19 protein-coding genes are annotated in these 23,400 nt (G+C 62.6%); 13 read left to right on the forward strand and 6 right to left on the reverse strand.

Going from position 1 to position 23,400, the window contains the following annotated elements:
• Positions 1-37: 37 nt before the first annotated feature.
• Positions 38-1,486: a PLP-dependent aminotransferase family protein gene (locus BUA38_RS23530; protein WP_072821618.1), complete on the reverse strand. Its 1,449-nt coding sequence runs from the start codon at positions 1,484-1,486 to the stop codon at positions 38-40.
• Between the two features lie 67 nt (positions 1,487-1,553).
• Here BUA38_RS23530 and BUA38_RS23535 point away from each other — a divergent pair, with 67 nt between their 5' ends.
• Positions 1,554-2,456 (forward strand): DMT family transporter, encoded by a 903-nt coding sequence (locus BUA38_RS23535; RefSeq protein ID WP_072821619.1) that lies wholly within the window; start codon positions 1,554-1,556, stop codon positions 2,454-2,456.
• A gap of 110 nt (positions 2,457-2,566) precedes the next feature.
• Positions 2,567-4,213 carry an acetolactate synthase large subunit gene (locus BUA38_RS23540; RefSeq protein ID WP_072821621.1) on the forward strand — a complete coding sequence of 549 codons (1,647 nt, stop codon included), beginning with the start codon at positions 2,567-2,569 and terminating at the stop codon, positions 4,211-4,213.
• Positions 4,214-4,386: 173 nt separating this feature from the next.
• On the opposite strand, the gene BUA38_RS23545 is transcribed toward BUA38_RS23540, so the two are convergent.
• On the reverse strand, positions 4,387-5,985 hold the full coding sequence (locus tag BUA38_RS23545) for a porin (protein ID WP_156898675.1): 1,599 nt from the start codon (positions 5,983-5,985) through the stop codon (positions 4,387-4,389).
• A gap of 383 nt (positions 5,986-6,368) precedes the next feature.
• Between BUA38_RS23545 and BUA38_RS23550 the strand changes: the two genes are divergently transcribed.
• Positions 6,369-6,590 carry a hypothetical protein gene (locus tag BUA38_RS23550; RefSeq protein WP_072821623.1) on the forward strand — a complete coding sequence of 74 codons (222 nt, stop codon included), beginning with the start codon at positions 6,369-6,371 and terminating at the stop codon, positions 6,588-6,590.
• Between the two features lie 109 nt (positions 6,591-6,699).
• On the forward strand, positions 6,700-8,301 hold the full coding sequence (locus BUA38_RS23555) for an ABC transporter substrate-binding protein (protein WP_072821625.1): 1,602 nt from the start codon (positions 6,700-6,702) through the stop codon (positions 8,299-8,301).
• 6 nt (positions 8,302-8,307) lie between these two features.
• On the opposite strand, the gene BUA38_RS23560 is transcribed toward BUA38_RS23555, so the two are convergent.
• The 3 genes from BUA38_RS23560 to BUA38_RS23570 all read right to left on the reverse strand — a co-directional run bounded on the left by BUA38_RS23560 (position 8,308) and on the right by BUA38_RS23570 (position 13,899).
• Entirely contained in the window at positions 8,308-9,273 is a 966-nt protein-coding gene (locus BUA38_RS23560) for a Bug family tripartite tricarboxylate transporter substrate binding protein (protein WP_072821627.1), read from the reverse strand.
• A gap of 3 nt (positions 9,274-9,276) precedes the next feature.
• Positions 9,277-11,418: a carboxypeptidase-like regulatory domain-containing protein gene (locus tag BUA38_RS23565; protein ID WP_072821629.1), complete on the reverse strand. Its 2,142-nt coding sequence runs from the start codon at positions 11,416-11,418 to the stop codon at positions 9,277-9,279.
• A 135-nt stretch (positions 11,419-11,553) separates the two neighbouring features.
• The gene (locus BUA38_RS23570) at positions 11,554-13,899 is read right to left on the reverse strand and encodes a Tex family protein (RefSeq protein ID WP_072821631.1); all 2,346 of its coding nucleotides are present in this window, start codon (positions 13,897-13,899) and stop codon (positions 11,554-11,556) included.
• A 401-nt stretch (positions 13,900-14,300) separates the two neighbouring features.
• Between BUA38_RS23570 and BUA38_RS23575 the strand changes: the two genes are divergently transcribed.
• Positions 14,301-15,554, forward strand: a complete 1,254-nt coding sequence (locus BUA38_RS23575; RefSeq protein ID WP_072821633.1) for an Hsp70 family protein — start codon at positions 14,301-14,303, stop codon at positions 15,552-15,554.
• A 139-nt stretch (positions 15,555-15,693) separates the two neighbouring features.
• Positions 15,694-16,152: a hypothetical protein gene (locus tag BUA38_RS23580; protein ID WP_156898676.1), complete on the forward strand. Its 459-nt coding sequence runs from the start codon at positions 15,694-15,696 to the stop codon at positions 16,150-16,152.
• 20 nt (positions 16,153-16,172) lie between these two features.
• Here the strand turns inward: BUA38_RS23580 and BUA38_RS23585 are convergent, their stop codons facing one another.
• Positions 16,173-16,892 carry a FadR/GntR family transcriptional regulator gene (locus tag BUA38_RS23585; RefSeq protein ID WP_072821637.1) on the reverse strand — a complete coding sequence of 240 codons (720 nt, stop codon included), beginning with the start codon at positions 16,890-16,892 and terminating at the stop codon, positions 16,173-16,175.
• A gap of 127 nt (positions 16,893-17,019) precedes the next feature.
• On the opposite strand from BUA38_RS23585, the gene BUA38_RS23590 reads away from it, so the two are divergent.
• From BUA38_RS23590 to BUA38_RS23620, 7 genes are all read left to right on the forward strand, one after another.
• Entirely contained in the window at positions 17,020-18,408 is a 1,389-nt protein-coding gene (locus BUA38_RS23590; RefSeq protein WP_072821639.1) for a UbiD family decarboxylase, read from the forward strand.
• Positions 18,409-18,416: 8 nt separating this feature from the next.
• On the forward strand, positions 18,417-19,472 hold the full coding sequence (locus tag BUA38_RS23595) for an ABC transporter substrate-binding protein (protein WP_072821641.1): 1,056 nt from the start codon (positions 18,417-18,419) through the stop codon (positions 19,470-19,472).
• Positions 19,473-19,482: 10 nt separating this feature from the next.
• On the forward strand, positions 19,483-20,280 hold the full coding sequence (locus BUA38_RS23600; protein ID WP_072821643.1) for an ABC transporter ATP-binding protein: 798 nt from the start codon (positions 19,483-19,485) through the stop codon (positions 20,278-20,280).
• Positions 20,280-21,062 (forward strand): ABC transporter permease, encoded by a 783-nt coding sequence (locus BUA38_RS23605; RefSeq protein WP_072821645.1) that lies wholly within the window; start codon positions 20,280-20,282, stop codon positions 21,060-21,062. Before BUA38_RS23600 ends, BUA38_RS23605 begins: the two co-directional genes overlap by 1 nt.
• 89 nt (positions 21,063-21,151) lie before the next feature.
• Positions 21,152-21,505, forward strand: coding sequence for a cupin domain-containing protein (locus tag BUA38_RS23610; RefSeq protein WP_072826370.1), 354 nt, complete (start codon positions 21,152-21,154; stop codon positions 21,503-21,505).
• 36 nt (positions 21,506-21,541) lie between these two features.
• Positions 21,542-21,955 carry a cupin domain-containing protein gene (locus tag BUA38_RS23615; protein ID WP_072821647.1) on the forward strand — a complete coding sequence of 138 codons (414 nt, stop codon included), beginning with the start codon at positions 21,542-21,544 and terminating at the stop codon, positions 21,953-21,955.
• Between the two features lie 180 nt (positions 21,956-22,135).
• Positions 22,136-22,870, forward strand: coding sequence for a gluconate 2-dehydrogenase subunit 3 family protein (locus BUA38_RS23620; RefSeq protein ID WP_072821648.1), 735 nt, complete (start codon positions 22,136-22,138; stop codon positions 22,868-22,870).
• Positions 22,871-23,400 lie beyond the last annotated feature (530 nt).

Consider the following 23,400-nt stretch of genomic DNA (forward strand, 5'->3'; position numbering starts at 1 on the left):
ACGCCGGAGCACCCGCCAAGGTTCAATGTTAGGAGCTTCAGCGCATCTGACGGCCAATGACGCGAGCGCCGGCCTCGATCTCGGCGTGGTTCCAGGCCGCAAAGCCGAGAAAGAGCCCGCGCTCGCGCGAACGATGATAGAGCATTTCCGACAGCGGACGCGCAACGACGCCGCTTTTTCTCAAATCGCGCGACAGCGCGGCGTCGTCAATTGAAGGTTTGCAGCGCGCCAGCAGTTGCATGCCGCCGGCGGGAACATCGACCGCAAGCTTTGTCTCAGCAGTCAGCGCTGCCACCAGGCGATCGCGCCGGCTGCGGTAAAGCCGCGTCATCTTGCGAACATGCGAGCGGTAGGCGCCTTCCGAAATGAAGTCGGCGAGCGCCACCTGTAGGGCGACCGCAACCAGGAGGCCGAGATGCCGCTGGGCCAGTGCGAAGGTGGGCGCGAGCCGCTCGGGCACGATCAGATAGCCGGCGCGAATATCGGCAAACATCGCTTTGGCAAACGTGCCGAGATAGATCGTGGCGTCGTCGGGCTGGAGCGCGGCGAGTGCGGCGACCGGGCGGCCGTCATAGTGAAACTCGCCGTCGTAATCGTCCTCGACGATCACCGCGCCGTTTCGGCTCGCAAACTGTAGCAGTTCGAGCCGCCGGCCGATCGGCATCAGGCCGCCGCTCGGATATTGATGCGACGGGGTGACGAAGATCAGCCGCGGCTTTTTTCGTTTGCCGTTGATCTTCAATCCATCCGCATCGATCGGCATGCCGATCACGTCCGCGTTCGCCGCACGCAGCGCCGCCAGCGCCCCGCCATAGCCGGGACTTTCGATCCAGGCGATATCGCCAGCCTCGATCATGACGCTCGCGATCAGCGCGATGGCCGACTGCGCCGTCGGGAGAACGATGACCTGTTCGGGCTTCGCGCGGATGCCGCGATGTTCGGTGACATGCCCAAGCAAAGCCTGTTGCAGCCGCGCCTCGTTGGGTCCGCGATCCCTTTGGCGCAGCGCGTGGCTGGCGGTGCGGCGAAGGCAGCGCGCCCAGATCTCGTGCGGAAATTCGCGCTCGTCGGCGAGCCCGGGCTGAAAGGCGCGCGGCCGCTCGGGATAGACCGGCGGCCAGTTGGTGTGCGGCAACGACCGCGCCCAGGAAGACATTTTCAAGCGCGACATCTTCAACTTCGGCGAGGGCGATTTCGCTTCCCGCACCGGTTTGGCGGTGACGAGCGAGAGGCTTTCGGCGACCGCGGGCCTCTTGCCACGCGCGACGCTGAGATAGCCCTCGGCCGCGAGCTGCTCGATCGCGAGCGTGACCGTGTTGCGCGAAACCTCCAGCGAGCGCGCCATCGTCCGGCTGGAGGGCAGCCGCTGTCCCGGCCGCAAGCGGCGGCCGGCAATCAGCGATCGCAGATGATTGGCCAACTCGCGCGTCAGCGGCTCGCGGCTTTGGCGCGACAGATCGAGCAGGCCGGACAACAGGTCATCCATCAACTGGACCGGAAAATTTGAGAAAACTGGAACTTTTGTAGGGCCAGTTGACGGGGTAGGCAAGGCCATGCCGCAGCCAACCCTCTCTTACGCCCGCGCGCTGGCGCTGCTTGCCGTCGTCGTGCTGGCCTGGGGATTCAACTGGCCGGTGACCAAGACGATCGTGCGCGAGATGTCGCCGCTGTGGTCGACCACGGCGCGCGCCGCGATCGCCACGATCGCACTCGCGGTGCTGTTGTGGTGGCGCGGCGAGTTCATCATTCCCAAACGCGGCGACGTGCCGGTCGTGCTGTCGACGTCGCTGCTGCACATGACGGCCTATTCGGCGCTGGTCGCGGCGGGCATACAATATTTGCCCGCCGGCCGCGCCATCGTGCTCGGCTACACCACGCCGATCTGGGTCACGCTCGGCGCGCGGGTTTTTCTTGGCGAGGCGATTTCGTTGGGCCGCGCCATCGGCGCCGGCCTTGGCCTTGCCGGACTGTTGCTGATCTTCAGTCCGGCCTCGCTCGACTGGCACGACAAGGCCGCGATGATCGGCAGCGGGATCATCACGCTCGCGGCGATCTGCTGGGCGGCGAATATTGTTTACGTCCGCGCGCATCGCTGGATCTCGACGCCGTTCCAGCTCGTGTTCTGGCAACTGCTGCTCTCCACGCTGGTGCTCGCAGGCACCGCGATGCTGGTTGACGGCATGCCGCATGTCGCCCGGACGCCGCGCCTTGTCGCGCTGTTGTCGTTCAGCGGGCTGATCTGCACGGCGCTGGCGCATTGGGCGATGCTCGTGGTCAATCGCAGCCTGCCGGCGGTGACGACCTCGCTTGGCCTATTGGCGACGCCCGCCATCGGCATCTTGTGCGGCGTGGCGTTTCTCGGTGAGGCCTTCGACCCGTCGCTGTCCATGGCGCTAGTCCTGATTGCGGGCGGCATCGCCACCGGCATCCTCAGCGACCGGCCGCGTTCCCGCTGACGTCTCAAGATTCAAAGACCGCAAAGCGCATTCAATAAAGCCGATCCTGCGCTATAGTCACAGGTCCGACGTTGGCGCTGACTACACTCCGCGTTCCAAGGAGACCCCAAATGCCCAAAGGTTCTGACCTGCTCGTTGCGGCGCTGGCCAATGAAGGCGTGACGCGGATCTTCGGAGTGCCGGGTGAGGAAAATCTCGATGTTGTCGAGTCGCTTCGAGGCTCGAAGATCGAGCTCGTCGTCACCCGTCATGAGCAGGCCGCGGCCTTTATGGCCGCGACATACGGCCGGCTCACCGGAAAGCCCGGCGTCTGCATGACGACCCTGGGACCTGGCGCACTCAATCTGACGACCGGCGCGGCTTACGCCCTGCTGGGCGCGATGCCGATGGTCATGATCACCGGACAAAAGGGTATCATGAAGAGTCAGCAAGCCGGCTTTCAGATCGTCGACGTCGTCTCTGCCTTCAGGCCGCTCACCAAGATGTCGCGCCAGATCGTGTCCACAGCCACCATTCCCACATTGGTGAGGGAAGCGTTCCGGATCGCGACGGAGGAGCGGCCGGGCCCGATCTTGCTGGAACTGCCGGAAGACATTGCCGGCGAGGACGCAGAGCCGGCCGCGATGGTTCCGCAGCATCCGATCGAAATTCCCATTGCCAACAGAGCGTCGCTCGACCGCGCGGCGGAAATGATCCTGGCGGCGAAGCGGCCGCTGATCATGCTGGGCGCGGCGGCGTCGCGACCGCGAAGCACCGCCGGCATCGGCGACTTTGTGCGGCGGACGCGGATTCCGTTTTTCAACACCCAGATGGGAAAGGGCACGGTGCCGGGCGGGACCAACCTCTATATGGGAACGGCGGCGCTCAGTGAGCGCGACTACGTGCACGAGGCAGTCGACCAGGCCGACCTCATTATTGCGATCGGCCACGACACCATCGAGAAACCGCCCTTCATCATGGGTCCGAAAGGGCCACTGGTCATCCATGTCAGCTACACGCCCGCCAATGTCGAGCAGGTCTATTTCCCGCAATGCGAGGTGGTCGGCAACGTCGGGCCGAGTCTGGAACTGCTCGCTGATCGCGTCGAAGGGCGATTGCCCGACGCCGGTGCGCTGATCGGCTTGCGCGAAAGCATCTTGAGCCGCATCGGCGACCGCAGCACCGAAGACCGCTGGCCGATGACACCGCAGCGCATCGTTCACGACGTCAGGCAAGTCATTCCGGAGGATGGAATCATTGCGCTGGATAATGGGATGTACAAGATCTGGTTCGCCCGCAACTATCGCACCTACGTCGCCAACACCGTGTTGCTCGACAATGCGCTCGCGACCATGGGTGCTGGTCTGCCGTCCGCGATGATGGCCTCCATCCTCTACCCGGAACGGCGGGTCATGGCTGTCTGCGGCGACGGCGGCTTCATGATGAATTCACAGGAGATGGAGACTGCGGTTCGCCTCAAGCTCAATCTCGTCATTCTTATTCTCGAGGACTCCGCTTACGGCATGATCCGGTGGAAGCAGGCCGTCGACGGTTTCCCTGATTTTGGCTTGACCTTCGGGAATCCGGATTTCGTGAAATATGCAGAGAGCTATGGCGCGAAAGGTTCCCGGGTGACCTCGTGCAACGATCTTATTCCGACGTTAGAGGCCGCCTTCAGGGGACGCGGCGTCCATCTCGTCGTCGTGCCGATCGATTACTCTGAAAACAAGCGGGTTCTCGTCGACGAACTCCGCGCCAAAGTAAAACCGGTCCAATAGTCTCGGAACGGATCCGGGATGATTGGAGATCCCGGATCGCCGATAACCTGTTTCGAGGCCCAGCACGCTCGCCGTTGTTCTTGGCCTCGTTCTTGGCGCTGGTCCTGATCGCGGGCGGCATCGCCACCGGCATCGTCAGCGACCGGCCGCGCTCCGGCTAACGGTTGCGCTCCTCAGAACTGGTAGCGCAGGCCGATGCCCGGATCGTACGAAGAGGCCTTGTTGGGGCCGCCGATGATCGTGCCACCGGCGTTGGTTCCGTTGGCCTGCAGGAAGCCGCTCGCCAGGCCGTTCTGCGCCTGGGACCACATCACGCCGGCATAAAAGTCCATATGTTTGGCGAAGCGCCAATCCAGCACCAGCGAGACCGCATCCAGCGAGCCCGAGCATTGCGAAGCGCGCGCATCGTTGCACCCGGTATTGACGCCGGTCGCAAAGCTGTTCTGCCACTCATGGTAAAAGGCGCCCGTGACGTCGAGCGCCGACGTGATCGAGTACCTCACGCCGATCCAGCCGGTTTGCAGCACTCTTTCGTTGGTGAAGTTGGTGTTGTTGATCGCGCCGCCGGCGCCGAGGATGTAGCCGCCGGTGACGAACGCGCCCGGCACCAGCGGATTGTCCGGATTGGCGAAGTGGACGTTCTCGTAGCCGCCGTAGAACTTCCACGGACCGATGACGTATTTGGCGCCGACCTGGAATACGGTGTTGTCCGACACCGTCCCCGCGATAATGCCGTTACCGTTGGCGACCGTGGTGATCGATGCCGCAAGCTGGGCCGGCGACAACGGCGCAGCCGCGACGGCGTCGTAGATCTTGCCGCCGACGAAATCCATCGACAGCCCCATGTAGTCGAAGCCGATGTCGCCCTGGAAGGCGTTGCCGGTCGAACTGTTGCCTCCGTTGCGGAGCTGGGCGATCGCCGCCAAACGCACCGGGCCGACCTCGACGCGATATTCGTATGAATTGTCGTAGACGCGATCCTCGGTGTCGCCGCCGCCGCCGTTCGCGCCCTGGAAGGCGAGCAGCGAGAAGGCGCTTGCGCCGCTGAGGGCATCATAGTTGCTCACGAGATCCGCACTCAGCGGCGACTGGCGGCCCATGGTGAAGGTACCGTAGGTCGGCGAGCTGATGCCGAAGTAGGCCGCCTGGTTGAACATCTGGCCGGCCTTTGACGAGTCCCCGAACGAGTTCTGGAGTCCCAGATTCGTCGTCAGGCCGTTGTTTTGCGCGATGCTGCCGGGGCCGCTCATGGCGATGCCGCTCCCCGGATCGAAATAGGTTTGCAGGTTGAACACGACATAAAGGTTGTCACCGATCTCCTGCTTGCCTTTGAGGCCGATGAACGAGGTGGAGAGCTGGTTCGCACCAGCACCGAAATACGCGCCGTTCGAATTCTTCGAGATCAGGTAGTTGAGCGGAGGCGTGGCGATCGCGTTCAACGGCGCGCCGTGCTGGATGTACGACAGACCCATGTCGAAATTGCCGTAGACGCAAATGCCCTTGATGCAGATGTCGTCGTTCTCGACCGGCCTGGCCTTGACCGCGGCCTTGTAGGGCAGGTCGGCCGCCATCGCATCGACCGGGCTGATGGCGGGCACCTGCGCCTTCTGTTGTGCCTCAAGGGCCTTTTGCCGCTTTTCGAGATCAGCAAGACGCTTGCTCATCTGTTCGCGAAGCTGCTTGGCCTGGGCCTGGATGTCGGAGAGTTCGTCGGCGTGAGCCGCAGCCGAAAACGCCAGGATTGCCGTTGCCGAGATGAAAATTCTCTTCACGTTGGCCTCCATGATTTTGAGACGGTTAGCACTCCGCGTCGCAAGAGTTCCAAAGTTATGGAATCTGCGCCGGGCACTCAGTTCCCGCCTTGTGTGACTCAACGGGCCGCCGATGGCTGTAACTCGTTAGCCACACCGTGGGGCAAAGGAGTATGGCGATCATATAAAGCGGAACTCGCGGGGGAGTGCGCGCGCGCCCTTGTCCGAAATTTCAGGTTGAGATGATAATTTGTCGGGATGGGATGACATTTTGTCGCGCGCGTCCCGCGCTCCGAGTTCCTGGCACGAAGCTCGCTTCGCTTGCGTCGGGAATATCTCGCTTGGCGTTCCCTTGGCGTTTTCGCTGCAACTTCCAGACGTCAGGCTAACCGGAAGACCGGCAAATGATATTTTTTGCGAAATTGTTGTTTGGCTCTTTGCGCGGCATCGATCCGCTTATTCTTCTGGCACTGATCTGCCTCGGATTGAGCGCCTGTTTCATGGCGCTTTTCGTGGAACTCGAGAAGGTCAGGACACGCTGGCGCGACAACGCGATGAAACGCCGTTCGCAGGCGCCGGCGTCGCCCGTTGTGTCCGAACTGCGGCGGCGCGATCGCCAGAACTAGATGGCTATCCCAGCGGCATCCTGGCCGATGCCACTGATGTTGATGGATTCATTGCGCCCGGCGACCTAAGCTGGCGCGGACATCTCGATGTCTGATGTAGGGGGCCGCGATGCATCGACGGGCATTCCTGAAGTCGTTCACCGGCGCCGGCATCGTGGCCGCGTCCGGCGGCCTCGCCACCCCGGCGATCTCGCAGCGCGCCGCGGCGCGCGCCGTGCGGCTGGTACCGCACGCCGATCTCGCCAATTTCGATCCGATCTGGACTTCTTCCTACATCGCCCGCAACGCCGGCCTTCTGGTATGGGACACGCTTTACGGCGTCGACGCCAACTTCAAAATTCAGCGCCAGATGGTTGAGGCAGAAGAGGTTTCGTCCGACGGCCTCACCTGGAACTTCCGCTTGCGGGAGGGGCTCAAATTCCACGACGGCGATCCGGTCACGGCCAAGGACGCGGTCGTCAGCATCAACCGCTGGGCGGCGCGCGACACCATCGGGCAGTCGATCAAGGCGGTCGAGCAGGAGCTTGTCGCCGTCGACGATCGCTCGTTCCGCTGGGTGCTGAGGAAGCCCTATCCGAGGATGCTGCTCGCGCTCGGCAAGATCTCGACGCCGTGCTGTTTCATCATGCCGGCCAGAATTGCCGCCACCGATCCGTTCAAGCAAATCAACGAGTATATCGGCTCGGGCCCGATGCGGTTCGTGCGCTCGGACTGGGTGCCGGGCGCAAAGTCGGTGTTCGAACGCTTTGCCGATTACGTGCCGCGCGCCGAAGACGCTTCATGGATGGCGGGCGGAAAACGCATCGTGGCCGACCGAATCGAATGGATCACCATGTCGGATGCGGCAACCGTTGCCGCCGCGCTCCAGAACCGCGAGGTCGACTGGTGGGAGCTTCCGCTGCCCGACCTGGTGCCGATGCTGCGCAAGAACCGCAATGTCGTGGTCGATATCCAGGACCGCTACGGCAATATCGGCGTGCTCGCGCTGAACCACCTGTTTCCGCCGTTCAACGATCCGCGCGCCCGCCGCGCGATCCTGATGGCGCTGAACCAGGAAGAATACATGCGTTCCTATGTCGGCGACGATCCAGCAATGCGAAAACCGATGCCCGGCTATTTCACGCCCGGTTCTCTCTATTATACGGAGCAGGGCGGTGAGATTCTCAAAGGCCCGCGCAATCTCGATGAGGCCCGCCGCCTGCTCGCCGAGAGCGGCTATAACGGCGAGCCGATCGTTTGCCTAGCCGCGCAGGACCTCGCCAACCACAAGGCATGGGGCGATGTCACCGCCGACCTGTTGAAGCAACTCGGCATGACCGTAGATTTTGCGGCGGTCGATTGGGGGACGGTCGTGGCCCGCCGCAGCCAGAAGAACCCGCCTGCGAAAGGCGGCTGGCACATGTATCACACCAGCGTCTACGGCGTGGACTGGATCTATCCCACCAGTCCCTTCATCCAGGCGGCCGGCTTGGCGGCGATCGATGGCTGGGCCAAGAGTCCCAAAGTCGAAGCCGAGATCGCCAACTGGTTCGCGGCCGACAACCTCGAGGACGAACGATCGGCCGCCGGGCGGATCAACGAGGCAGCGCTGAACGAGGTGATGTGCGCGCCGCTCGGCTGGTATCTGCGCTATTACGCTTGGACAAAAGAACTTGCGGGCGTCACGCAGGGACCGCTGCCGTTCTTCTGGGGCGTCAGCAAGACGGTGTGAGGCGCGCTACTCGACGTGCATGCCGGACTTGGCGACGACTGACTTGAAAATCGCCAGTTCCTTCTGCTGCCGCGCCGCCAGCTCGGCTGGTGTCGAGGGGATTACCTGCGCGCCGCCGGAGGCGAAGCGTTCTTTAATCTCTGGCGAATTGAGCGCCTTGACCACGTCGGCATTCAGCTTGTCGATGATCTCTCGCGGCGTGCCCTTCGGCGCAAACAACGCCGTCCAGTTCGACGCGTCGACCTCGGTGATGCCTTGCTCGCGCAAGGTCGGCCAATCCGGGTTGAGTGTGGAGCGTGCGGTCGAGGTGACGCCGAGCACACGCAGCGATCCGTCCTGCACGTAAGGAGCAGCGGAAGAACTGGCGAGGATCGCGAGCGGCACCACGCCGGAAATCAACGCCTGCACCGCAGGTCCACCGCCCTTGAAAGGCACGTTCTGGAATTTGGTGCCGGCGCTCAAGGCGAGCCACTCCAGCACGAGATGCGTGATGCTGCCGACGCCGGGCGTGCCGATATCGATAGAGCCGGGCTTGGCCCTGGCGGCCGCAATGACGTCGGCTACCGAATGAAAGGGACTGCGGCTCGAGGCGGCGAGCACGATCGGCGCGTCGCTGACGCCGGAGATCGGAACAAGATCGCGCTCGACGTCGTAGGGCATTTTCTCCAGCAGCGCCGGGTTCAACGAAACGTCGCCGCCGCTCGCCATGGCCAGCGTATAGCCGTCGGGATCGGCTTTCACCACGGCCGACATCGCGATGAGGCCGTTGCCGCCGGATCTGTTTTCCACGACCACCTGATGGCCCCAGGCCTCGCCGAGTTTCGCGCCGAGGATGCGCGCGGCGATATCGGTGATGCCGCCGGGCGCATAGGGAACGAGGATGCGGACGGGACGGTCCGGATATGTTTGCGCGTTGGCCGCGGAGGCGGCCACGGCAAACAGAAGCGCGATCGCGCAGGCAATTTTACGCATCGTTCAGTGCGCCAACGGATCGGGACGAAGCTGTAGTTTTACCGCGCGCGGGCGATTGGCCGTGCCGCCTTCCAGGTGAAACATCGCGCGCGTGCCGTAGGTCGACCATAGCGCGGTGCCTTTCCAGCCCGTGGCGGGATCATCGACCCGGCCGTCGACGTTCTTCGGGAAGAAGCCCATCGGATACGGCACGGTGAAATTGACGAACTTGCCGTCGACGATCGCGAAGATCGAACTGTTTAAATTGCCCATCACGATCGGCACGTTCTTGCCAAGGCCAAACGTGTTGAACCAGTCGACCCAGACGTAATAGCTCGCTTCCGCGCTGCCGCCGTCCTGCACGTCGCGCATCTGCGGGCCGGGCAGTTGATACAGCGTCCAGCCCTCCGGACAATGCTTGCCCAAGGCAGTTGGCCCGTTCAGCACCTTGCACTTGCGACGGTCGAAGCTGCCGACATGGCCGCTTGCGAGCGCCACCCAGTACACGCCTTCGGCGTCGATGTCGCCGCCGCGCGGGCCATAGCCGGGCAGCGGCGGCTCGTAGATTTCCGACAGCGCCGTCTCTTCCGGGTTCGCCCCGAGCACGGTGCGTACGATCGAGCCGGGATAGCCGATCACCGTGCCCCACACCGAGCCGTCGACAGGACTGACCGCGACCGCATATTCGTTGACGGCGAGGCGCTTGTCCTTGCCGGGCTGCAACGCTTCGTTCGGCTCGACATAGTCGCCGCGCTTGCCGTCACCGGACGTGTCCACCACGAACGGCGTCCAGCGTTGCGACTGCACTTCGTCATGGGTCGCTTCGAACTTCTTGACATCCAGCCAGCCGAGCACGGCCGGGCCGACGACGCCGGCGCTGAAGAACAATTGCGCGTGGTCGCGCGAGAAGGCGAGGTGGTGGGTCGGGAAACACGTCGAGAGCAGCGTGAATTTTTCCGACGCCGGGTCATACATCGCGATGTTGCGGTTCGACTGCTTGATCGGAAACGCCTTGGCGGAGGGATGCGCCGATCCGGCCTTGCACCAGTCGGGGTTTTCGGGTGCGCGGATTTGCGAGGTCATCCAGACGCGCCCTTTTTCGTCCATCATCGGATTATGCGTGATGGTCTGGCTGTTCCAGATCGCGTTCGGTCCCCAGGACGGCGAGAAACCATGCGGCCGCGCCGTGACATTCGGCGTGTTCGGATCGCGCACGGGAATTTTGACCTCGCTGTCCGTGTGGGTCGATGGATCGAGGATCGGCATATAGTCGGTTGAGTCCTCGGCCGAGCCGTAGAGCTTGCCCTTGGCGTTGACGGAGGGATCCCACCGGTCGGTCGAGATCTCGTCATGCAGATAGGCGGTGGTATCGCTCCACTCCCATTCGGTGACGACGATGTTGCGCGAAATGCCGCTCGGACGTTCGGGGGTCGCAAACGGCAGTTCGCCGGCCGCGATGCCGTCGGTCCATTGGCCGAACAGCTTCAGCGCTTCCTCGGTGCCGAGCCGGGTGATGTCGCGCGCCATGAAGGCCTGCGCGCTGCCGGCCTCCAGCCGCACCGTCCAGGCATCGGCGGAGTTCTTGAACGTGCCGAGGCGCTTGCTGATGGTTCGCGTGCCGGGCGTGCCGAGCGCATGACAGGATTGGCAGGCGCCGCTCTTGATGACGTTGAGCCACTCGCCCTGGCTCTTGATCTGCTCCATCGGGAACGCGCTCTTCGGCGGCAGGTGCAGCAGCGAGAACCAGTAGATCGGCGGATAAACTTGCGCGGCCGCGGCCGGCGTCGGCGCAGGGACGGCGGTCAAATCGAGCGTTGCGCCAGGATTCGCCTGAACCTTTGCCGAATCGATCAGGCCATAGCCGCGAACCCAGACCTGGTAGTTGGCCTTTGGCAGATCCGGAATCAGGAAGCGGCCGGAATCGTCGGTGACGACGATCTTGGTATATCGCGTCGGCGTGTCGGTGGTCTCGGCAATGACCCAGACGCCGGCCTCGGCGCCTTTTGCGCTTTTGACGGTGCCCGCGAGATCGCCGCTACCTGGCGTCGCCGCATCGGCGCCCGCGCCTTGCGCGCAAGCGCCCGTGAGCGTGACGGCTTGCGCCAATGAGACCGAAAGGATCAAGGCGGCAAGAGATGATCGCGCCGCAAACGCCTGTTTTTTCATGTTGTGTACCCCCACGCGATGATTCTGGCGCGCGAGGGTCACATTGTCCATGGCCGCTGTTGCAGAGAGACTTTGCGTGCAGGTATGGGCTGTTCTCTGCGATTTGCGCCGATCAAGACAATCCGGCGGCGAGTGCTACTTCGCCTTTCCCGCATTGCGTTCCGCGGCGCGGCGCATCGCCTCGGCCAATGCGCCGCCGTTGTCGTCCTTGGCCTGCTTGGCCGGTCCACGCGACGTCATCTGCTTGTCGTTGAAACGCGGGCCGCGATCGGGTTGCGGCCGATCCGCTTTGGCGCCCACGGGATCATCCATGCGTAAAGTCAGCGCGATGCGCTTGCGGGCGACGTCCACCTCCAGCACCTTCACCTTGACGATATCGCCAGGCTTCACGACCTCGCGCGGGTCCTTGATGAAGGTCTTCGACATCGCCGAGATGTGCACCAAACCATCCTGGTGCACGCCGATGTCGACGAAAGCGCCAAAGGCGGCGACGTTGGTGACGGCGCCTTCAAGCACCATCCCCGGCTTCAGGTCGCTCACCTTCTCGACGCCTTCCATGAACACCGCGGCCTTGAAGGCGGGGCGGGGATCGCGGCCGGGCTTTTCGAGTTCGCGCAGGATGTCGGTGACGGTCGGCAGCCCGAACGTGTCGTCGACGAAGGTTTTGGGCTGCACCTTGCGCAAGGTCTCGACATTGCCGATCAGCGCCTTGATGTCGCTCTTGGTGGCTAGCAGGATCTTCCGCACCAGCGGATAGGCTTCCGGATGCACGCCGGATTTGTCGAGCGGGTCCTCGCCGTCATGGATGCGCAGGAAGCCGGCGCATTGCTCGAACGCCTTGGGGCCGAGCCGCGGTACCTTCTTCAGCGCCTTGCGCGACTTGAATGGGCCGTTGGCGTCGCGATGCTTGACGATGCTCTGCGCCAACCCGGTACCGATGCCGGAGACGCGGGCGAGCAGCGGGGCGGACGCCGTATTGACGTCGACGCCGACGCTGTTGACGCAGTCTTCCACCACGGCATCGAGCGAGCGGGCGAGTTTGGATTCGCCGAGATCATGTTGGTATTGCCCGACACCGATCGCCTTCGGATCGATCTTCACAAGTTCCGCGAGCGGATCCTGCAAGCGCCGCGCGATCGACACCGCGCCGCGCAAGGTGACATCGAGTTCGGGCAATTCCTCGGACGCAAACGCGGACGCCGAATAGACCGACGCGCCGGCCTCCGACACCACGATCTTGGACATCTTCAGATCGGGCAGCAGCTTGACCAGGTCCGACGCCAGTTTGTCGGTCTCGCGCGACGCCGTGCCGTTGCCGATCGCGATCAAATCGACTTTATGCGCGACAGCGAGCTTGCCGAGCACGGCCAGCGACGCATCCCAGGCGCGCTGCGGTTCATGCGGATAGATCGTCGTGGTCGCGACCACCTTGCCGGTGGCATCGACGATCGCGGTCTTCACGCCGGAGCGGTAGCCGGGATCGAGCCCCATGGTGACGCGTTCGCCGGCGGGCGCGGCCAGCAGGAGGTCGCGCAGGTTGGAGGCAAACACGCGCACGCCTTCTTCCTCGGCGGCGGTCCACAGCCGCGTCCGCATGTCGATATTGAGATGCATCTGGATCTTGGTGCGCCAGGCCCAGCGCGCCGTTTCCGCCAGCCACTTGTCGCCGGCACGGCCTCGGTCGGAAATATTGAAGCGCTGCATGATCTTCAGTTCATAGGAATTCGGCGTGGATGCGGGCGCGGGTGTCGCGGCGACCGGCTCCGGCTGCATCGCGAGATCGAGCACCTCTTCCTTCTCGCCGCGGAACAGCGCCAGGATACGATGCGACGGCAGCTTGTGCAGCGGCTCGCTGAAGTCGAAATAGTCCTTGAACTTCTCGCCTTCGGCCTTCTTGTCGGCGCGCACGGTCGCCGACATCTGGCCCTGCGACCACATTTGCTCTCGAAGCGCGCCGATCAGGTCGGCGTCTTCCCCAAAGCGCTCGACCAGGATCGAGCGCGCGCCGTCGAGGGCTGCGGCAACGTCGGCAACCTGCTTGTCGGGATCGATGAAGCCTTCGGCAATTTTCTTCGGATCGTTCTGCGGCTCGGTGAGCAGCAATTCCGATAGCGGCTCGAGGCCAGCTTCTTTGGCAATTTCCGCCTTGGTGCGGCGCTTCGGCTTGAACGGCAAATAGATATCTTCCAGCCGGCCTTTATTGTCGGCCGCCATGATCGAGGCTTCGAGCGCGGCGTCGAGCTTGCCCTGGTCGCGGATCGAATCCAGAATCACGGTGCGGCGCTCTTCGAGTTCGCGCAAATAGGTCAGCCGCTCTTCCAGCGTGCGCAGTTGCGCGTCATCGAGGCCGCCGGTGATTTCCTTGCGGTAGCGCGCGACGAACGGCACCGTCGCGCCGCCGTCGAGCAGTTCCACCGTTGCCGCGACCTGTTGTTCGCGGACGCCAAGTTCTTCAGCGATCTTCAGATTGATATTTGCCACGCGCGCGTCTTCCTTAAATCGAGCGGCGAGTCACGCCGCTGTCGTATTCCGTTATGGACAGATGCGAACCGATTCATCAAGTCAGCGCGTTAGAGTCGAATGTTCTGTGGATCGCGCGGTTTTGTTTTGAAAATTCCGGTGGTTTCGGTGTCCGCCCGACATGTTGTCGTCCAAAAATATAATGCTGGTGTGGCGGTTCGGAAGTCCGCATCAGGGTTGCCGCGAGTTTGTCATGCGGACTTCCGAACCAAAGCCACACCAGATCAATTAATTAGCTAGTGCCCTATCGATTCCGAAGTTCGAAACGTGGCTCCGAAAATTTATACGAACTTCGGAATCGGGGCACTAGATCGCGCGCCGCAAACTGTGTAGACGGACGTTCCTTTTTTGCCGGGACAATCATGTCGATTTGCGGGCTGGATTTCGGGACGTCGAACACGACGCTTGGCACCGTCATGTCGGATGTTCCGGTGCTGGCGGCGCTCGAGGGCGATCACGTCACGATTCCGAGCGCGATTTTCTATAAAGCCGATGGCGGCGCCCATATCGGCCGTCGCGCCATCGAAGCCTATGTCGAGGGCGACAATGGCCGGCTGATGCGCAGCCTCAAATCGGTGCTCGGCACCTCGCTGATCGACGAGACCACGCGGGTGGGGCGCGAGCGCGTCAAGTTCCGCGATGTCATCGCCTATTACATCGCTGCGGTGAAGCGGCGCGCGGAGCAAACGGTCGGATACGAGCTGCGGCAGGTTGTGCACGGCCGCCCGGTGCACTTCGTCGACGACAACCCGGACGGGGATGCCAAAGCGGAAACCGCGCTGCGCGGCATCGCCGAGGCGGCCGGCTTTCGTGATATCTCGTTTCAGTTCGAGCCGATCGCAGCGGCGCTGGATTACGAGCGCCACATCGGCTCGGAAGAGATTGCGCTGATCGCCGACATCGGCGGCGGCACGTCGGATTTTTCGATCGTGCGGCTATCGCCGGAGCGCCATCGTCACACCGAACGCAAGGACGATATCCTCGCCAATGACGGCGTTCGCATCGGCGGCACGGATTTCGACCGTTATCTCAGCCTTGGCGTGGTGATGCCGCTGCTCGGCTATCGCTCGGCGATGAAGCGCGCGGGTCTCGACGTTCCTTCCGGCTATTTCCACGACCTTGCCACCTGGTCGAGCATCAACAGCATGTATGACCCGAAGGTCATCCGCGAAATCCGTCAGGTGCGTTACGAAGCTTCGCGACCGGAATTGCTCGATCGACTGGTGCGCGTGCTCGACGAGCAGCGCGGTCATACGCTGGCGATGGAGGTCGAAGGCGCCAAGATCAGCCTTTCAGAAAAGCCGAAATCGTCCATTGCGCTCGACTGGATTGAGAAGGGCCTTGAAGCCGGCATCGGGCGCAAGGATCTCGTCAATCACACCCAGCGTCTCGCGACCCGCATCGAGGCGCGGATCGATATCTGCCTGAAGCAGGCCGGCCTTAAAGGAGACGACATCGACGCGGTGTTCCTGACCGGCGGCTCGGTGCAATTGGCGCATGTGCGCAAGGCCATCACGTCGAAACTGAAGGCGGCCCGCGCCATCGACGGCGATACCTTCGGGGCGGTTGGCAAGGGGCTGACCATCGAGGCGGCGCGGCGTTACGGCACCCCTTGATCTTGCGATGTCCATCCCCTCGTCGATATGCTTGAATTCTACGGCGGAAGCGGGAGGCGGGCGGCGCGTCCCCTGGGGATCAAGGTGCTGTCTTGTCCGTTCCGCTCAATGAGGCTGCATCGGAAACAGTGGTGCCGACATGAATTCTGTAATTGCCTTGACTCTGGCGCTGTTGCTCTCGGTCCCCGCAATGGCGGCCGAGACGCCTGCGATGTTCGCCAAAGGCATCATTGCCGAGCCCGGCCTGCATCCCTGGACGATCGTCACGCTCCCCGATGAAACCCTGGTGGTCGAGTTCAGCCTGGATCCCTTCGTGGCCAAGCAGCGCGACCTCCGAAGCGAGTTCGGCGCGATCGTGCGCAAGGTCGTGCCCGCAAGCCTCGACAAATACCCCAAGCTGAAGAGCGTTCAGGTGACCGGTCTGATCACGACCCACGACAAGCGCGGCAACGACCGCGAGGCGCAGGCCGTCATGGTGAAGTTTTACCGGGCCACGTCGGCGAAGATAAAGTGGGACGCGATCGAACCTGCCGACGTGATCGATCTTTCCGACAAGAAAACCGTTTCACCGACGCTCGCAGCGCCCGTTGCGCGATAGACGATGGGCTTTCGCCAAGCCTAGGCTTCGTCCTGCTCCTTCTCCAGGCGCCGCAGGCTTCGCTCCAATACGCGGCGGGTCGCGCGTCGCGCGCCGGCAGGATCTGAAGCCGCGATCGCCTCATAGATCGCCGTATGATCTTTATAAACAATCTGCGTCGTCTGTGCTTTCCGCGCTGAACTGGCGCGCGCCTTCGAGATCGACTCGTAGAGGTGCGGTTGCAGAAACTGCATGAAGCTGAAGATCAATGGATTTTGCGTCGCGCGGGCAATCGACAGATGGAAGGCGATATCGGCGACAAGCGCCTGCTCGAAACTGTTCTTGTTGGGCTCCATCTGCTTCAGGCAGTCCGACATCGCGCGCAGGTCGGCGGGCTTTCGTCGTTCCGCGGCGAGTGTGGCCGCCTGGAGTTCGACGCCCATCCGCAACTCGAAGATATGACGCAGCGAGCGACCGGGGCCCTCGGAAGTCGCGAGCCGGAATGGCCGTGCTTTGGCGTCGTCCTCGACAAATACGCCCTTGCCCTGATGGGAAGCGATGAGGCCGTCCGATTTGAGGCGCGACAGCGCTTCGCGGATGACGGTGATGCTGACGCCAAAGGCTTCACCGAGATCCTTGCCGGCCGGAAGCCGCTCGCCCGGTTCGTATTTGCCGCGCACGATATCGTCGCGCAGCATCAAGGTGATGCGATCGGTCAGGTTGTTCGGGCCGGTTGAACGGCGTACTTGGCGATAGCTCATCGTCGGGGCTCTCGGCGAAAGCCGGCCTCATCCTGTTGCGTGGGCTGCTGGAATTTTAGGCAGCTTCCCCTGAACTTATCATATAAGATGATAAGGAGGAAGCGGAGCAAATAAAAGGGAGGCCGGCGTGTCGACAGACAATCAAAGCTTGCGCGCTTTTGTCGAGCAAACCGAGAAGAACGATCCGGCCAATGTGTTGCGGATCAGAGAGCAGGTCAGCCAGCAGTTAGAGATGACGGCGACCGTGTTCGAACTCGATCGCCTCAATAAAAGCCCGGTCGTGATCTTTGAGAAGGTCGAAGGTTTCGGCATGCCGGTCGTGACCAATGTGGCCGGCAATCGCCAGTTATTGGCGCGGTGCCTCGGCGCCACGGTCGAAAACCTGCCGACCGCCTTTCGCGAGCGCTGCCAGAAATACATTCCGTCCGAAATCGTCTCGAAGCCCGCCTGGGACGAGGTGGTGTTCGAGGGAGACGAGCTGGATCTCACAAAATTGCCGATACCGTTTCAGTTCACCGTGGATGCCGCGCCCTATATCACCGCGGGCCAGATCACCGCGCGCGATCCGGAGACCGGCGTCGATACCACGGGTTTCCATCGCCTGATGCTCAAGAGCAAGAACCGCCTCGGTGTTTCCTTGCACTCGCGCCGCCGCATGTACGAATATCACCGCCGCGCCGAGGCGAGGGGACACTCGCTGCCGGCCGCGATCGTGATCGGCACTCACCCGCTGCATTACATGGGCTCGATGGTTTACGCCTATCCGCCGAATGTGCGGAAGTACGACATCATCGGCGGCTTGTTCGGCGAGCCCTATCGTCTCGCCCGCTGCGGCATCGAAAATCTCGAAGTGCCTGCGAGCGCCGAGATCGTCATCGAGGGCGAAATTCTGGCCGGCGTGCACGAGCCAGAAGGTCCGTTCGGCGAATTCACCGGCTATGCGTCGCACCGAAGCACGCAGAACGTCTTTGTTGCCAAGCGCGTCCGCATGCGCCGCGATGCCTGGTACCACAGCGTCGTCTCCGGCATGTCGCGCGATCATATCCTGATCTCATGCATCACCCGCGAGGGCGAGATCCTCAATGCTCTGAAGCGAAACCTGCCGAACGTCCGCGCGGTGCATGTGCCGCACAAAACCTGTGGCGCGTTTCTTGCAATCGTTTCGATGAAGAAGATTGCGGAAGGCGAACCAAGGATGGCGATGCTCACGGCGCTCGGTACCGAGCTCTACACCAAGCAGGTGATCGTCGTGGACGAAGATGTCGATATCTACGACATGGAGGATGTGATGTGGGCGATGGCGACCCGCGTCAGGGCGGAGAAGGACGTTCTCATGGTGCCGGGCGTGAAATCGGCGATCATCGATCCGACCTCCGATCCCTTAACCTTCACCGTCACCAAGATGGGGATCGACGCGACCATGCCCCTGAAAGAGGATTTCGCCCAGCGCCTGATCATCTCGCCCGAGCAGCGTTCGCGCGCCCGCGACATTCTCGCCGCCGCCAACGTGATCTGAGAGGCGATATGAAGTCAGTTCGGTTTGCCGCCGTTGTTCTTCTCGTGCTTGGCACGATCGCCGTATCTGGCACGGCCAGCGCCCAGACCAAGGTCCGCTTTACGCTCGACTGGATTCCCGGCGCGACGCATGGCGCATTCCTGATCGCCTTGCAGAAGGGCTACTACAAGGCCGAAGGCCTCGACGTCACCATGGACCGCGGCAAGGGATCGGCCGAAGTGGTGCGCCAGCTTGCCGCCGGCGTGTACGACATGGGTTTTCCCGACATCAACACGGTGATGGATTTCGATTCCCGGAATCCGGACGCCGCATTCCCGGTCGTGATGATCGGCTACGAGGAAGCGCCGGCCGCGATCGTGACGCTGAAGTCGAGCGGCATCACCGAGCCGAAGCAGTTGAACGGCAAGAAGCTCGGTTCGGCCCCGAACGATTCCACCTTCAAGCTGTTCCCGATCTTCGCGCGCAAGACCGGCATTGACGCGGCAAGCGTGGAGTTTCAGACCATCGATCCTGCCTTGCGCGAAGTATTGCTGGTGCAGAAGAAGGTCGACGCGATTCCCGGCCAGATCTTCAACGCGTTGCTGGAGTTGAAGGCCAAGGGCGTCCCGGCGAGCGATGTCCGGTACTTCATGTACAAGGATTACGGCCTGCTGCTCTACGCCAATTCGGTGGCGGCGTCATCGCGCTTCCTGAAAGAACACCCCGATAGCGTGCGCGGCTTCCTGCGCGCGACGCTCAAAGGCCTGAAGGACATGGCCCGCGATCCGGAGTTAGCTGTCGATGCAGCGGTCGCCTTTGAGCCGCTGCTCAACCCGGATATCGAACGCGAGCGGCTGAAGGTCGCGCTCGAATGTTGCATCCTGACCGAGACGGTGCGGAAGAAAGGTTTTGGCGACATCGACCGGGAGCGGCTGGAAACCAACATCACGGAGATTGCGGAAGCCTATAACCTGCCGCGCCGGCCGAAGCTGGAAGAGATCTTCGATGCCGCTTATTTGCCGGACGAGAAGGAGAGGCTGATCGAGACGGTATTGCCGGCGCAGCGTTTCAAGAAGTCCGAATAAAGCGAGAGTGATGCCGTTCATCGAGCTCAGCAACGTCGATCTCATCTACGGCACGGCGTCGCAGGATGCGGCGAGCCAGACGCTCGCGGTTTCCTCGGCCACGCTCGCGATCGAACACGGTGAGTTCCTGGCGATCGTCGGCCCCAGCGGTTGTGGCAAGTCGACACTCCTGAAGCTGATTTCCGGTCTGGTGCAGCCGAGCCGGGGCACGGTGACCGTCGACGGCAAGAAGGTGGTGCAGCCGCTGAAAACTGTTGGCATGGCGTTCCAGAACGCCACGCTGCTGCCATGGCGCAACATCCGCGACAACGTCATGCTGCCGCTCGAAATCGTTGAGCCCTATCGCAGCCGCCAGAAGATCGACCGCGACAAGCACCGGCAAGCCGCCGATGTCCTGCTGGAGAAGGTCGGGCTTGCCGGATTCGGCGACCGCATGCCCTGGCAGCTTTCCGGCGGAATGCAGCAGCGTGCCCAGCTCTGCCGCGCCTTGATCCACGAGCCTTCGATCCTGTTGCTTGATGAACCCTTCGCCGCACTCGACACCTTCACGCGCGAAGAGCTCTGGGCGGTGCTGCAAGACCTGTGGTCGTTCCGCAAATGCACCGTCATCCTGGTGACGCATGAGCTGCGGGAGGCGGTCTATCTGGCGCAAACCGTCCACGTCATGAGCGCGCGGCCCGGCCGCATCCTCAAGTCTTCAGTGATCGACATTCCCCGCCCGCGCACGCTGGAAAGCACCTTCGAACCCGGTTTCGTCGACCTGGTGCACGATTTGCGTCACCATATCGGTCTGGGGAAGCAGCAGTGATGCGGAAACTTCAGGAGAGGCTCGCTCCCTGGGTCTTGACGCTGGCCTTGATCGCGGCGTGGTGGCTGCTGATCTACCTGTTCGACATCAAGAGCTTCATCCTGCCGACGCCGTGGGAGACGTTGCAGGCGATCTACAAATTCCGCTACCCGCTGTTCCTGCACGGCATGTCGACGCTCGCCACGACCCTGATCGGCTTCGTGGCCGCCGTGGTGTTCGGCTTGGCGCTCGGCATTCTCGTGGGCTCGTCGCGCCTCGCCTACAGCGGGGTCTACCCGCTCCTGATCGGCTTCAACAGCGTGCCGAAGGCGGCCTTGGTGCCGGTCTTCGTGATCTGGTTCGGCGCCGGCACCATTCCGGCGGTGTGTACGGCGTTCATGCTGTCGTTCTTTCCGGTCGTTGCCAATGTGGCGACCGCGTTTGCGACCATCGAGCCGGAGCTTTTCGAGGTGATGCGCTCGCTCGGCGCCACGCGCTGGGACATCACGCGCAAGATCGGCATTCCGCGCTCGCTGCCGTTCTTTTTCGCCTCGCTGAAGATTGCGGTGACGCTTGCCTTTGTCGGCTCGGTGATCGCGGAGATCGTGGCCGGCAACAACGGCATCGGCAATGTCATGCTGGTGGCGAGCTCCAACTTCAACGTGCCGCTGGTGTTCGCCGCGCTCGTGGTCGTCGGCGTGCTCGGCGTCGGCATGTATGCGATCTTCGATTTCTTTGAACGCCGCATGACCGCATGGTCGATCCGCGGCGGAGACGCGCTGGTGCAAACCATCGGCGGATAGGCTGCATCGCCTGTGATCCGAACTTGCAACGCGCCGGTCGCGTGTCCAATATCGCGACGGGCCGGTCTCTCGAAAACAAGGCAAGCGTCATGAAGGCACCCGCCAATCTCGCCGCCAAGCTCGCGACGTTCAACGATCGTTTCTCGCCGCGCACCGTCGCGACCTATAACGACAATGACATCATGGTCGCCAAGCTCGAAGGTCCGTTCCACTGGCACAAACACGACGACACCGATGATTTCTTTCTTGTGCTCGACGGGACGCTCGACATCGAACTTCGCGATCGCACGGTGACGCTGAGCGCCGGTGAGGTCTTTGTGGTGCCCAAGGGCGTCGAGCACCGGCCCGTGGCGCATGGAGAGGTGCATATCCTCTTGATTGAGCCAACAGGGACGCCGAACACTGGCGATAAAGCAACTGCCGCGCCGCGCATCGTCGCGTGACGCTGTCCGAAGTTTCAGGGGAGGGAGGGCAAGCCGATGCACAATCACCTACGCGCCGCCGTGTTGGTCACAGGCGGAATTCTGCTCGGCCTCGGATCATCAGAGGTGATCCACGCGCAGATGCCGGGTCTTGCGACCAAGCAGATCTTCAAGACCGATCTTTCAAACCTGCCGGGCCAGGAAGCCATCATCTATGCCTCCGAGTGGCCGCCCGGCTTCCGCCTGCCATTGCACAAGCATGAAGGCGGTCACGAGTTTGTCTACGTGATCGAGGGCGAGCAGACTTTCGAGATCGACGGCGTCGGCACCAAAATCGTGAAGGCCGGCGAGATCGTCTACACGCCGCCAGATACCGCGCATTTCGGACGTAACGCCACCGACAGGATTTCAAAGACGCTGGTCATCCGGATCAAGGACAAGGACAAGCCGGTCACGACCGAGGTGAAATGATGCGAGCGCCGCCCTTGAGGGAAGTGGAATTCCCCTCGAGCAAGCGAATGGGGCCATGCAATCCCTGCGACGGGAAATGCTTGCCGCCGTCTTGAGCGGTGCTAACCTGCCAATCAACAAATCCGGAGCCGTTTGTGAACGCATGAACGCATAAGCGATATAAATCTGGGGAGGACGGTCATGGCAGAAGACCCGAAAATCGGGCGCCGTGAATTTCTGACAGCCGCGGGTGCTGCGGCAGCGGTGCTTGCACCTGCACAGCTCGCGGAAGCGCAGCAAGCTCAACCCGTTACGCCATCTGCAACGGCGCCCGTGGCCGCGCCAGCTGCGCCGCCGGCGGACGAGCCATTGCTGACCTTGACGGCAACCGAGCACGCCTTCTTCGCCGCCGCGGCCGACACGATCATTCCGGCCGACAATCTCTCGCCCTCCGGCAGCGACTGCGGCGTCGCCAATTTCATCGACCGGCAGCTCGCGGGCGCCTACGGCACCGGCGCGCGGCTCTACCGGCAGGGGCCATTCCCGAAAGGCAAACCCGAACAGGGCTATCAGCTCTCGCTCAATCCGCGCGAGTTCTTCCGCGCCGGCATTGCGTCGGCTAACGAGTTCACGCGCAAGAGCTGGGCTAAGGACTTCGACCGGCTGAACGAAGAGCAAAGGATCGCCGCGCTCCAGGCGATGGAGGCGGGCAAGGCCGAGTTCAAGGGATTTGGCAGCGCGATGTTTTTCAACGCGCTGTTGCAGATCACCATGGAAGGCTTCTTCGCCGATCCGATGTATGGCGGCAACCGCGACATGGCGGCGTGGAAGATGGTCGGCTATCCCGGTTTGCCGGCGACCTATCGCCACGACATCAAGAAATATCTCGGCAAGGTCTACGACAAGCCGCCGCGTTCAATCGCGGATTTCTCGTGAAGGAGTCCGCGTCATGACAACGATCCTCAAGGAAGTCGATGCGGTCGTCATCGGCGTCGGTTGGACCGGCAGCATCATGGCCCGCGAACTCACCAAGGCCGGACTCACTGTTGTTGGTCTTGAGCGCGGCGCCAAGCGCATGCCAAGCGAAGACTTCACGCTGCCGAACGTGCGCGACGATCTCAAATACGCCGTGCGCCAGGAGCTGTTTCAGGACGCACAGGAGGAGACGGTTAGTTTCCGCCATTCGCCGTCGGAAACGGCGTTGCCGGTTCGCAGGCTGGGCTCGTTTCTGCCGGGCACCGGGCTCGGCGGCGCGGGCTCGCACTGGAACGGCCTGACCTGGCGGATATTGCCATCGGATCACAAGCTCCGCTCCCATCTCACGGAGCGTTATGGCCGCAACGCTATTCCGTCGGAGATGACGATCGAGGATTTCCCCGTCAGCTATGACGAGCTCGAACCCTATTACGATCACTTCGAGAAGATCTGCGGCGTCTCCGGCAAGGCCGGCAATCTGCGCGGGCAAA

It is taken from the genome of Bradyrhizobium erythrophlei, from assembly GCF_900142985.1.
In the GTDB taxonomy this organism is placed as follows: domain Bacteria; phylum Pseudomonadota; class Alphaproteobacteria; order Rhizobiales; family Xanthobacteraceae; genus Bradyrhizobium; species Bradyrhizobium erythrophlei_B.